At 46.2% G+C, this 12,168-nt stretch carries 12 protein-coding genes; all 12 read right to left on the minus strand.

Annotation, left to right across the window (positions count from 1 at the left end; all coding sequences use genetic code 11):
• Positions 1–3: 3 nt before the first annotated feature.
• On the minus strand, positions 4–1,416 hold the full coding sequence (gene tilS, locus AC1DWN_RS01450) for a tRNA lysidine(34) synthetase TilS (RefSeq protein WP_477557170.1): 1,413 nt from the start codon (positions 1,414–1,416) through the stop codon (positions 4–6).
• A gap of 32 nt (positions 1,417–1,448) precedes the next feature.
• Positions 1,449–2,372: a serine/threonine protein kinase gene (locus AC1DWN_RS01455; RefSeq protein WP_477557171.1), complete on the minus strand. Its 924-nt coding sequence runs from the start codon at positions 2,370–2,372 to the stop codon at positions 1,449–1,451.
• Entirely contained in the window at positions 2,356–3,081 is a 726-nt protein-coding gene (locus AC1DWN_RS01460) for a vWA domain-containing protein (protein WP_477557172.1), read from the minus strand. The genes AC1DWN_RS01455 and AC1DWN_RS01460 overlap by 17 nt, the downstream gene beginning before the upstream one ends.
• 624 nt (positions 3,082–3,705) lie before the next feature.
• A complete protein-coding gene (gene spoIIE / locus AC1DWN_RS01465) occupies positions 3,706–6,198 on the minus strand; it encodes a stage II sporulation protein E (protein ID WP_477557215.1) in 2,493 nt (830 codons plus the stop codon).
• Positions 6,199–6,689: 491 nt separating this feature from the next.
• On the minus strand, positions 6,690–7,220 hold the full coding sequence (locus AC1DWN_RS01470) for a S1 domain-containing RNA-binding protein (RefSeq protein ID WP_477557173.1): 531 nt from the start codon (positions 7,218–7,220) through the stop codon (positions 6,690–6,692).
• 226 nt (positions 7,221–7,446) lie between these two features.
• Positions 7,447–7,755: an FtsB family cell division protein gene (locus AC1DWN_RS01475; RefSeq protein ID WP_477557174.1), complete on the minus strand. Its 309-nt coding sequence runs from the start codon at positions 7,753–7,755 to the stop codon at positions 7,447–7,449.
• 5 nt (positions 7,756–7,760) lie between these two features.
• A complete protein-coding gene (gene yabQ, locus AC1DWN_RS01480; protein ID WP_477557175.1) occupies positions 7,761–8,372 on the minus strand; it encodes a spore cortex biosynthesis protein YabQ in 612 nt (203 codons plus the stop codon).
• Positions 8,369–8,656 (minus strand): sporulation protein YabP, encoded by a 288-nt coding sequence (gene yabP / locus AC1DWN_RS01485; RefSeq protein WP_477557216.1) that lies wholly within the window; start codon positions 8,654–8,656, stop codon positions 8,369–8,371. Before yabP ends, yabQ begins: the two co-directional genes overlap by 4 nt.
• 177 nt (positions 8,657–8,833) lie before the next feature.
• Complete coding sequence (locus tag AC1DWN_RS01490; protein WP_477557176.1) at positions 8,834–9,580, minus strand: hypothetical protein; 747 nt, start codon at positions 9,578–9,580, stop codon at positions 8,834–8,836.
• 228 nt (positions 9,581–9,808) lie between these two features.
• Positions 9,809–10,093, minus strand: coding sequence for an RNA-binding S4 domain-containing protein (locus AC1DWN_RS01495; RefSeq protein WP_477557177.1), 285 nt, complete (start codon positions 10,091–10,093; stop codon positions 9,809–9,811).
• A gap of 4 nt (positions 10,094–10,097) precedes the next feature.
• A complete protein-coding gene (locus AC1DWN_RS01500; RefSeq protein WP_477557178.1) occupies positions 10,098–10,370 on the minus strand; it encodes an HU family DNA-binding protein in 273 nt (90 codons plus the stop codon).
• A gap of 180 nt (positions 10,371–10,550) precedes the next feature.
• Positions 10,551–12,056: a bifunctional methyltransferase/pyrophosphohydrolase YabN gene (gene yabN, locus AC1DWN_RS01505; RefSeq protein ID WP_477557179.1), complete on the minus strand. Its 1,506-nt coding sequence runs from the start codon at positions 12,054–12,056 to the stop codon at positions 10,551–10,553.
• Positions 12,057–12,168: the final 112 nt, after the last annotated feature.

Here is a 12,168-nt window from a genome sequence, read left to right on the forward strand (position 1 = left end):
TACTTATTCGTTGTTCGCCCGGATGAACAATACGTCTTTTGTTTGTGAATCGGTGAGCGCATGACTTGACCTACGAATGCCAGGAATCCAGAGCAAACGTCCGGCGGAATCAAATAGCAGCGGATATAGCTCACGCTCCGAAGGGGCAATCTTCTCGTCAACGAACATATCTTGCACTTTTTTCGAGCCATTTAATCCTAAAACTTGAATTCTGTCACCCGGAAGTCGATTCCGCACGATGAGTGGATACGTAAGCTGTGCAGCATCGAAGTAAGCTTCGTAACGAGAAGCAGGCCTATGACTATGATTTGCAGACGAATAGCCTAGCAAAAAATCCCAGCTAATCGACTCTATCGTCAAGCTGGCATCATCTCTTCCTACTTCGCAAAAAAAGCCGCTTGCATCGTTCAATGTGTTAGGCGATACCGTTAACCATCGCATTACATCATATTCACGAGCGCAGCGAACACCGGCACCTGCATCGATTCGCCATGTAGCAGGCGCTTGATCCGAAGCAGCAAGTCGCATCGTCTCGATCTGTTCGAAGGATATGTTTTCCGTTTCCTTAGAAAGATAACTTAATATTAGTTTAATCAATCTCCTTTGTAAAGCGACATGGAGACCGCTTAAATCGTTGCAGCTTAAAGCGCATTCTTCAGGGGATCTAGAAACAAGCCGAGCGAATAACGCTTCTGTTTGTTTCTCCATCCAATCATCCTCTGCGCCGGCCACTTCAGCAAGCCGCTGTAACGATTGAGGCAGCTGTGGGTTAAACTGAGATAAATAAGGCAAAATATCTAGCCGGATGACATTTCGGAAGTAATAGCGTTCCTTGTTGCTGCCATCCAAACAATAGGGTACTTCTTGTTCTTCGCAGTAGCGTAGGATGTCTGACTTGTTCATACGAAGCATCGGCCTAATAAGTTCCACGTTTTTTTCACGACGTTTACTAAGAATGCCAGCAAGCCCTGTTAGCCCTGTTCCGCGAATGACACGCATAAGTACAGTCTCCGATTGATCGTCCCCGTGATGGGCAAGTGCGATACGCGATGCACCATGTCGCTCGGCTACCTCATGTAAAAAAGCGTAACGCTTCTCACGCGCTGCAACCTGTCCATTTAGTCCCGTTTCTTCTATATAGCTTGGTAGATCTAGTGTAATGGTCTCGCAAGTTACCTTTAACTGCTCCGCATAGGCTCTAACGACCTCTAGCTCCTTTGCTGACGCCTCTGGGCGGAAGCCATGATTCACATGTGCCGCAATAATTGTTAAGCTGCTGCTTTGTGCTAGGGAAGATAGCATATGCAGAAGTGCCATTGAATCCGGCCCACCGGAGACAGCCACGACTATGCGGTCTCCATTTGCCCATAAACCACGCTCTTCTGCAGCCCTCACAAGCTCGTTTCGTAAAATCATATGTATCTTCACCTCCATCTATCCTATCGCTATTACAACATATTCCGTAATAGCCAATAGACTGATGTCGCAAGCAAAATTGCTGATGCGACAGCTAGTCCTTTAAGCCATGCAGGTATTCTCGCAGATCTATGCGTATCGCTTCTGTGCATCAGCATTCTCCATGCCGCTGCTCCCTCACCCGCATCCGCGAACTGACCTGCAAACGCTTTGTTTAACCAACCGGCAATAGGCTTTAGCTTCGGGCTGTTATGAACGATTTGCATAAGCTCTGCAGCAGAACGATTCTGCGGCAGCATCTCAAGTGTAAGTTGATGGAGCTTCTTCTCCTCGTGCAGTTGAATACAAAGGACTCCAAAGGAGAAAAGGTCATATTTCGCATCTGCTGACCGTGTCCCACCATTCCAATAGCCTCTATCATAGATTTCAGTAAATTGCCGGATACCCTTGCCCGCCGCAGTCACACCGCCGAAGTCAACCAGCTCAACGTGGCCATAATCACCAACCAGTACATTTTCAACCTTTAAATCACCGAACACCCAGCCTGCTTGATGCAGCCTAGACAGCTTGACGAGTAAATTAAGACCAACGAGAGGGAACCACTCGGAGCCCTGTTGCTTTAAGTATACAGACAATGTCGTGCCAAGCACATAACGCATAATATAGAACGGATATTCTCGACCATCCGATCCGTACAAGTCATCCACGTCAAACAAGAAAGGCTCCTGCCCTTGCTGCTTCTGCGAAGCGATAGACTGCAGAACATTAATCTCTGATTGCAGATCGATGGCATCAGACCCAACCTTAAGCGCAAACCAATTACGGTCACGCTGTACGAGATATACTTTACCGTTTGCGCCTTCTCCCAGCAAGCGTTCTATGCGATACCTTCCTTGCTTCCATTTGCCGGTCACCACCATACCTCGGCGAAGATCAACCTTAAACGACGTAGTCACTCATCATCCCATCCGTTTCATCTCTTCTCTGTCTACCATAATCATTCGGTCGATAATAATCAATGACCTTCATTATAGCAGGTCCCGTAGGTGTCGTACCGCCCATCTGCAGCTTTGGCAAAATAGCATGAACACCGTTTAAGTGATCCGTCCATCCCATATCCATTACGCAATCGTCACCATTTCTCGAAGCCGGAAAATGAAAAACTGAAATTTCACTCTTCCCCTGCCGCGATTGCAGACTGAGCATAAGATCACGTATGGCTTCTTCCACGGCTGGAAGCTTAGGCTTCATACTAGCACTTGCGTCTATCAGAAGAGCGACCTGCAAACTGGATGTCTCGCCAAGCTCATCAATTACCCGAACAACCTCGCCACGCTTCTGCGGCGGCAGCGCTTCAATTGAACCATTGCCAAGCACCTGCTTCAATTCCTTCTGTACAGCAAGTTGGATGGTCTGAACGACCGTCTTTCTTGTCATCATCTGCACAGTCTGTGAGAGCTGCCGCACATTAACCAATCTGCTTAAGCCGCCTCCTGCGCGCGCGATCTCTTCAATTTCGTTCGCACCTAGCTCACCCACATCTCCATGATCAAGAACACCTACTACGTTAACAGAAATACCTTCTGAATTTGCATGCGCAGCAGCCACAATGGGACTGAGTCCAACATTTGAGCAACCATCTGTTATTAATAATATTTGTTTCATAGCTATTTACCCTCCCTGGCTGTTTGTGTAACAAACAAAGCTTCGAAAGCAAAGCTTCATGTTCGTACAACAAACATAAGTTTCCAAAGCAAAGGCTTAGAGCAAGCCTTTCTATCAGCTTTTCCTTTTTTGGGAGGGTTAAACAGCTAGACTAGCAAAAAGTTCTTTTAAAACACTTCTCTATGTATTTTATCGACAAGCTTTATGTAATAGATGAATATTAGGATGGAGACAACCTCACGGGTATAGAGGTTTATCTCACTCTAGCAAACGACGTGATGCAATCCATTTGAAGTAGTAAGATCTGCTTCACTAAATCGTCGCATGGCTTCATTCCTAGAGAGATTGTCGGCGGTAAAGGGTTGGGGTTGTGCGTACAATACTTGCAGAGGCATCTGATGCCGGGGGTGTTGTGTTGCTTGAATAGGCTCGGCTGTCGAGGTTGTTGTTACAGTACTTGTAAGTGCAACTTGTTTTGCTAGAAGCAGCTGTAAGCTGTAATTGTAACCGTAGAGGAAGGAGCTCAAATCGCACCTTCCCCTTTTCTTCATAGAACAAACCCGTTTCCCCGTAATCATACCTCCCTTAAACATTTCTATTGTCAAAAGATTGCTAAATAAGATGCTAACTCACCGTCCTTGGACGCTCCATGCGCGATACCCCTGGCCAGCGGAACGAGGCCCATTCCGGTAAATGCTTATCAATGCGAGCAACCAACACCGTCATATCATCCATAATCTCCCCTTCATGATAACGAACAACCATCTCCAGCAGTGCGTCTGCCATCTCCTGCGGATCATTTGTCTTCAGCTCGTTAATGATCCGTTTCATCCAAAGCTCCTTGTTTACAGCATGACCTGGGGCATCATAGATACCATCGCTCATCATAACAAGCGTGTCACCCGGCTGCATCTGCATGGATACAAAGTCGACATCAATATCTTGAAGAATCCCAATCGGCAAATTATTTGCGCTTACCAAAATAACCTCGTTTCCGCGTTTGATGAAGCTCGGTGTCGATCCGATCTTCATAAACGTCGTTTGCGCTGTATATAAATCTACTATTGCTAAATCAACAGTAGCGAATACTTCGTCTGAGGACCTTAGCAGCAGCACCGAATTGACCGATTTCACCGCTAGCTTCTCGTCCATTCCCGATTGCAGCAGCTGCTGCAAAATAGATAATGCTGCGCTGCTCTCCTGCCGCGCCCGCTCACCATTGCCCATTCCGTCACTTATCGCTACTGCATATTTTCCATTGCCGAGCTCAACCATGCTAAAGCTGTCTCCAGACAACAGATCGCCGCCTTTTGCAGCGCCCGCAATGCCAGTCTCTATCTCATACTGCTTCGCTGAGCAGAAGGCTACTAATGTCGGCTCACCGCTTGTCGTTGGAGGATGCTCCGATTTCACTGCAATATGCTCACCTAATATATCGCTTAGTAGCGGTGCAATGATTTTACGGCATTCGTCATATCCCCTTCCAAAAGTATGATAAACCTCAATATCCACATTCCCCTCCTCCAAACTTACTATGTCAATGCCTTGTATCGATAAACCTAGTCCTTCCACCGCCTCTCTAATTTGTTCCTCTTGTAAATGTAGTGTCTGCCCCTCCCTTTTAATTTCTTTGGCCAAATCCTCCATCACCTGTGATACACCTTGCAACTGATCAGCAACTAATTGACGAGAGTCGTATATTTGCTTCTTCCAGTGCATATTATTTTGATATAGCTCGTATTGCTGACGCATGTCCATCAATACCTGCGACGATTTCACGCAATGGGCAGACCATGCCCGTGGTATTTCCTTCGAGGTAGGAATGCGATCCTGCTCGACCACCTCCATCATATCCGTCATCATTTTATAGGTATGAAAGAACTTGTCCTCCCAGCAAGCATTTTGCCTATGACAGCTAGCGCAGCTGCGCTCGGCAACCGCATTCATAAAATGATTAATCTCATCTTCCCGCTTCACCTCCGTTACCGTTTTCGTTAATTGGCCAAAGCTTCGTGACAGCTGTTTAAACACTTCAGAGTATTGTGAGACCCGGTCCGCTGTAACCTCACGCACCCGCTTTGCATACTCATGCTGCGACTTCGCATGCTCATTGGTACCTGGCACATAACGGGATATGGTACGAATAATGCCGCGAGGCGTCATCATAAGTAGAGTAGCTGCTGCAACAGATTCCCAGGTTGAGCTCATAACATCAGCCTGACTGCCCACATAAATAGATAAGATTGATGTACCTAGCAGCATCCCGAACGCTGTAGCCATCTTACCGCCTTCACGAAGAAGTCCGGCAAGCAGTCCTGCAAAAGCAAGCAGGCTCATTTGAACAACGGCCCCGAAGTCCGCCAAGCTTAGAATAAGTCCGGCAACTACACCGACTGAAGCCCCTAAAGGTGCACCTCCTGCTAATGCAAACAACAGCAGCATGTAGCGAGACATCACATGCTCTGCCGACAGCCCATAGACTAACCATCCAACTGCTCCCGTCATAACGGAAGCGAGTAAAATCATTAAACATATGATTTCCTCATTTTTGAGCGTGGCTGATTTTTTGGTCATGGTCAGCACCGGAATAGCCTGTATAAAAACGAGAGTAAGCACGAACCCAAGCGCTGCCTCCACAACAACGAGCATAAAGTTGTACCAACTAAGCACATCTCCTATAAATACACTGAACAACTGAACAAGCAACGTAGCTGTAAATACAATAATAGGGGCTACCGATAGCTCTGCCCTCTCATAGGCTTCCAATCCCCGCACAAAGAGGAAAAACACCGCAATTTCCATCGCAATCCACATCGGTGCAGGATCAGCCGCCAGCCAGCTCCCAGCGACTAATGAAATCGCCACCCAATGGTAAATATCTCGTCGCATAAAATAGATGACTGCAAAATAAGCAATTGCAAACGGCATAAGTGACTCCAGTATGACTGCTCTGCCCAGTAGGAATGCCATTCCTACAAGTAAAAACGTCCATTTCTTGGCTAAAATAACTTGAATGAAATGACGTGCTGCCGCCCATTCCCGTCCCTTCTGTATAACTGACTGCGCTAGGCTTGTCCGTTTCACTCCTGGAAATACAACTGCATTTTCCTTGTCCATTAATAGACACCACCATTCCGAATGTAATGTGTTTTTCATTATAGGAGGTCGTCCTTATGAAGTTTGTCAGTTAACGTAACACGTCAAAAAGTTTTTTCCGACAAAAATAAAGGCATACGCAGTCATTGTCACTGGGCAGTCAAACATATACGCCGCAAGGGTTTGATCAACCTTCGTTGAATCTTTTTCGCTAGACAACTTCAACAAAAACCGTGTTACACGCATTCCTTATGCTGACGAATGAACGTTGTAACCTGTCGGGAATGATGGAGGATGAGAGAAAAGTATTTTTTCCAACATTTGTATTTTGGTGAATACGACAAGGAAGCCGTAAGCTTTTGCCACCGCCGCTCAACTGCAATTATTTTGTAGGTTCTGCATCCCTCTTCGACAGCAGAACCTAAGGCTTCTGAAATCATTTGATCCTAAAAACGCAAAAAAAGCAGAACCATATAGGTTCTGCTTCATGTATAAAAATATGACGATTCAGCTTAAACTCGCTTGGCTCCGCGTCCGCCGCGTTTGCCCTCTGTATTTTTCTTCAGAGTAGAGATGCGTTCTTCGCTGTCTTTCAGGAAGCGTGACACTTTATCCTCGAATGACGGTTTACCGTAAGCCGGTCTGCCAGCCGATTGCTTGTTGAAGGGACGTCCGCCGCCGCCACCGCCACCGCCGCCACCATTGCCTCCACGATTGAAACGTTCTCCGCCACCACTACCGCCAGTGCTTCCTCCGCCTCCGCCGCTATGACGCTCGCGTTGTTGTGGCGCTGGTTGGCCTTCCGGCCGGTCAATGGCTTGCTTAATGGAAAGCCCGATCTTTCCGTCTTTGTCCACGTTGATCACTTTTACTTTTACGACATCGTCGATTTTCAGGTGATCCTTCACGTCTTTGACGTAATTATCAGCGATTTCCGAAATGTGAACAAGACCTGTGACACCTCCCGACAAGTCGACAAATGCCCCGAAATGCGTAATTCCTGTCACTTTTCCCTCTAACTTCGCGCCCACTTCAATTGCCATAAAATAAAATGTTCCTCCCTAAATGATTTGCATTGCAAATCTTTCATCGTAAGCCTAAACCTTGTTTTGCGTAACAAAACTAAAATAGGAAGCTCATACTTGAAATATGAAACAATCGCTATATTCTAAGTATAAACCCAAAGTTTTGCGAAACCGCTACTAACGTGATTATAACCGAACGGTTGAAGTAAGGTCAACAGACGTTCACCCGTTTTAAAGCCTCTATTTAATCCGTAAATATTTGTTGCTCGCCCTTCTTCACCATGCCTAGCTCTTTGGTGGCTAGCTGAGCAATATATTCGGGATCGTTTAGCCGTTCAATATGCTGTTTAAGCGCGTTGCTATCACTTGTAGAGCTATCCACTTGCTTTTGTAGGACAGACAGCTTGTTGTTTGTTGCGCTGCTCTGCTGCATCTGGCCGAAGATTGTATACGCCGCCCAACCCATAAAAAGCACAATGAACATCATCCAAATCTTAAACCGGCGTTTCGTTCCAGCCCCCGTCGATGTCTTGTTTACACTAGCAGTTGTCATTCGCGTTATGACCTCCTAAACCATTTACTCCATACTTGCGCAATTTGTAATGCAAACTTTCGCAGCCTATCTGCAACTTGCCATTTGGCGAAATAAGGTGACAACCACCGTCCTAATGGACGAACGATTGGCCTAACCATCCAAATCAGCACTCGCCAAAATGGACGAACCAATTGTAACACAATTTTCAAAAGGAAAATAGTGAGCGCAGTCCCAAATCCTAAAATAACCTTCACTAGTTTGTATAGTAACACAAGCGGTTTTACGATAATAAAGTCTAAACATTTTAGTATAAAAGAAAGAAGTGCTCTTACTGCATAAATCAGCCACTTTACGATTGCAATTACAGCTCTGCTAAGCAACCAATAGTACAAGAGGACGCCGACTGCCAGCCCGATAAATACATACGCTCGCACCTCGCCATTGTTGCTTGCGTATAGAACTCGGAAGACAGCTACCGCAGCCGCCATCCAGTAGATGACATCGAGCACAGGCAGCCACCACCGAGGAAACCGAAGCTCGTTCGACAGCACGCGATAGCCATCGAACACGGTCCCCATGCCTAATCCGGATAATAGCATGAATGCCATCGTCAACCACTGCATGCTGAGCGTCACTTAAATAGCTTCCCGAACAAGCCTTTGGACTTTACGGAGGCATTGTTCCCATCCAGATAGGCGAGCGAATGAACGAGTCCTTCAATGGCGACCAGTCCCTGTTCCAGGCTTAAATGCTTAATATGCAAGTTTTGTCCCGTAACCGTCAAGAACCCAAGCTCTGTTTCCAGCAAAAACTCTTCGCTGTCGAAGCTTTCCACATTTATTACTCCGGTAAGCTCCAGCAGCTTGCGATTTAGCATGTTTACTTCCTGGCGCTTCTGCACCTTGCTTTGGTCAACCATAGACTCGTCCCCCGCTTCGTTAACATATCCCAAGCTCAAACGGCTGCCGTAGAGCCTAATGCGGCACGGCATACGTTTTGCAGTCAAATATTCGCAGAGTATAAGTGCAAGTCCCACACTCTGTTATAGGTTAAGACTAGCTTATGGACGGTGGACGAGGTTTAGAACCTAGTTTATTCATTTGTTCAGATCGATAGGCAATGGTTTGTTAGCTGTTCTGACTTTCAAATAGACTAGCAGCAGAATGACTATAAGCAGTTGGCTAAACCAGTCGAACAATACGTCAAACGCAGCCCATACTATCCAATGGTCAATGCTCGTCATGGTCGATAACAGCATTGGTGCAGTAGTAATAATAATGGTGAATGTAAGCATTGCCGCATAGCCGGTTAGTGCATAGCCTGCAAATTTGAAGTAGCGTCCGCGCGACATAGTCCGGCTTAACTCCATTGGGTTAATTGCGGAGGTATTTTCGACCGATACGATAATTGGCATAAGTATGAGCCGTACAGCATAGATGAGGCCAGGAATAATCAAGAGGAATATCCCTGCGATAATAATGACGCTCTGCAAAAAGCTGTACATAATCATTCGAATCCACTTACGCACCCCCCATTGGATGGAGGATCTAAAGCTTAGGTTTGCTTGCTTCATTTTGCCTAAGATGAAATGAACGACCATGGGAGTAGTTGCGCATAGAAATAGTAGTTTGGCGATATTATCATAACGCGGTGAGGAATAGATTTCTCCATAATCATTCCAATCAACAAAATAATAATTTTTTATTATTTCTACAGGAACAGCAATTAACGCCGTAAGCAGAAAGATCGGTCCAGCATTTCTGAAGAACAGGCTAAATGCATAGCGCAGTAGTGCAAAGCCTTTTAACTCAAAATCAGGTACATCCAGATGCATCTGTTTCATAGAGTATTTCCTCCGCAGGTGTTGGCAGTTTTTTTCAATATGTTCCCATAATAGAAGACGATATGAAAACTGTCCATTGCAGATATTGAAACAAGGGGAAACGGCTATCGCCATCTTATCCGGCATAAGCTTTTGCTTTACGGAGATCAAGAGATTAATAAGCGCATTTATAAGTCTATTAAAAAAAGCTGCCGTATCAAGCGATTCGCTTGATACGGCAGCTCTCTATTATTTCTCCCATTCGAGAATATTCTCGCGCGGGCGTTGTTCCTCTTTCACCAAAGAATAGAGCTCACCGGCTTCATCCTTACGGGTTGTTTCCGCAATGCGCTCTACGCGCACGGTTACGATTTTCTGTCCGTATTGGATTTGGAGCTCATCACCGACCTTGACGGCACTGCTCGCTTTCGCTTCGCGGCCGTTGATCCATACGCGACCTTGCTCGGAAACATCCTTCGCAACGGTACGGCGCTTGATCAATCGGGATACCTTGAGAAATTTATCTAATCGCATTAGACTACTTAATTGCTTCTTTCAGCTTGTTACCAGCTTTGAACGCAGGAACCTTCGATTCTGGAATCGTGATTTCTGCACCCGTTTGCGGGTTGCGGCCAATACGGCCGGAGCGTTTGCGAGTTTCGAAAGTACCGAAGCCGATCAATTGTACTTTGTCGCCACCTGCAAGTGCATCTGTTACTTCACCAAGAAATCCGTTAAGTACGGATTCTACGTCACGTTTAGTCAAGCCACTTTTTTCTGCAATGTTGTTAATAAGATCTGTTTTGTTCATTAAAAAAACCTCCTAGTAATTTACGATTATTTTTGGTCGACATCTAAAATGCCGCCGTGGTTTGAAATTTTTACTCTTCACGTGAATACTTATTCTGCCTCAGAGTAAAAAAATCCTGCCGCTAATTGAAAATATTTTGCGAATACTGTGGAATAAAGGCGATTTCTGCCGAAAAGAGCGCTAGGACTGATGCTTTGCCTCTTCCCACCAACGATCCATTTCTTTTAAATCAGTCTGGTCAAATTGTTTACCGCTTATACGAAGCTGTTCTTCGATATAGGCAAAACGACTGCGAAATTTTTTGTTCGTACGGGAAAGGGCTTCTTCTGGGTCGGCATGAATGAATCTCGAAGCATTGACGACAGCAAATATAAGATCACCAAGCTCCGCAGCTTGCTCCTCTTCGCTCTTCGTTTCAATAGCCTCTCGAAGCTCGCTCAGCTCCTCCTCGATTTTATCAAGTACGGGTCCGAGCTCATCCCAGTCAAAGCCAACCTTTGCTGCTTTTTTCTGCAACTTGTAGGCTTTCATCAGCGCTGGAAGATCAGCTGGAATCCCATCTAACACCGATGGACGATTCACGTCCGTGCCATTCAAACGTTTTTCTTCAGCCTTCATCTGCTCCCAAGTGCCAAGTGCTTCTTCGGCATTCGCTGCGCCTTGATCACCAAACACATGTGGATGGCGGAAGATAAGCTTCTCATTTAGCGATTGGATGACATCATAGACAGAGAATGCACCTGTCTCTTCTTCCATCTGGCTATGCAGCATGACCTGAAGTATAACATCGCCAAACTCCTCTTGCATCCCGTCCGGATCATCATTATCGATCGCTTCAAGCGCTTCGTAAAGCTCTTCGATAAAGTTTTTGCGAATGGACTGGTGCGTCTGCTCCCTATCCCACGGACAACCCTCTGGACTGCGCAATATCGTGACAATTTCGTGCAGCCGCTCGAAGGAACGATTGCGAAGTGATGGATCATCAGAGCGCGGCACCCAAATAAGCGACAGATTCCCGTATCCCGGTGTGCGATCAAGCTCGTATAGCGGAACACGAATGATTTGCTGCTGACCAACAACACCGAGAGCATGTCCTACAACGACTTCAAAATCGTCAGGATAACGCTCCATAAGCGCGAGCTTCACATCAGATGCAGTGAAAGCATCATACACCTGTCCGATGATTGTATGCAACTGTGGATGTACTTGCGCAGGCTGAAGTTCTGCTGCATCCAGCAGCGTAAAGCCCTCAATCGGGTCAATGCCAAGGCTAATAAATGCCTGATCCAGAAAGCTTTCTCCTCCAAGAATCTGAAGAGTAATGCCCGCTTCCGGGCATTGCTCACGAAGCAGCTGCACGGTACGCTCAGCAACCATCGGGTGGCCAGGAACGGCGTAGATGAGCGATTGGATCGCAGCCGTGGATGGTTTGGAAGGGTGGAGGGCTTCCGCAATTAATGCCTCTGCTATCGCTTTGTAGACGTCTGGGAATGAATCATTGTCCTCGTAAAGGGAATCAAATGAACGGTATGCAATGTTATTTTCTTCGAAAATGGCCATCATAGGGTGCTGTGCTGTACGCACGAAAATTCGATCGGCAGCTTGCAGCCTGCGCCACACACCAAGTGTTAGTTGATCCGAGTCGCCTGAGCCGAGCCCGACTACTGTAATAACTGGTTTAGTCATTTTGAGTAAACCTCCTTCGTTTGGTTGTAAATCAAGTTATTTAAAAGCGAAAAGAACGTTTTCACTACTGTTTCAAAATAGAAATTTATGGCGCAAATGATATTTCAGTTTT

This window comes from Paenibacillus sp. P4_A7 (assembly GCF_056402455.1).

Bases quoted from the DNA above. Each gene is read 5' to 3' on its own strand.
- AC1DWN_RS01500 (WP_477557178.1), bottom strand. From the start codon at position 10,370: ATGAACAAAACAGATCTTATTAACAACATTGCAGAAAAAAGTGGCTTG.
- AC1DWN_RS01460 (WP_477557172.1), bottom strand. From the start codon at position 3,081: ATGAAACAAATATTATTAATAACAGATGGTTGCTCAAATGTTGGACTC.
- AC1DWN_RS01475 (WP_477557174.1), bottom strand. From the start codon at position 7,755: ATGACAACTGCTAGTGTAAACAAGACATCGACGGGGGCTGGAACGAAA.
- AC1DWN_RS01495 (WP_477557177.1), bottom strand. From the start codon at position 10,093: ATGCGATTAGATAAATTTCTCAAGGTATCCCGATTGATCAAGCGCCGT.
- yabN (WP_477557179.1), bottom strand. From the start codon at position 12,056: ATGACTAAACCAGTTATTACAGTAGTCGGGCTCGGCTCAGGCGACTCG.
- AC1DWN_RS01470 (WP_477557173.1), bottom strand. From the start codon at position 7,220: ATGGCAATTGAAGTGGGCGCGAAGTTAGAGGGAAAAGTGACAGGAATT.
- yabP (WP_477557216.1), bottom strand. From the start codon at position 8,656: ATGGTTGACCAAAGCAAGGTGCAGAAGCGCCAGGAAGTAAACATGCTA.
- tilS (WP_477557170.1), bottom strand. From the start codon at position 1,416: ATGATTTTACGAAACGAGCTTGTGAGGGCTGCAGAAGAGCGTGGTTTA.
- spoIIE (WP_477557215.1), bottom strand. From the start codon at position 6,198: ATGGACAAGGAAAATGCAGTTGTATTTCCAGGAGTGAAACGGACAAGC.
- AC1DWN_RS01490 (WP_477557176.1), bottom strand. From the start codon at position 9,580: ATGAAACAGATGCATCTGGATGTACCTGATTTTGAGTTAAAAGGCTTT.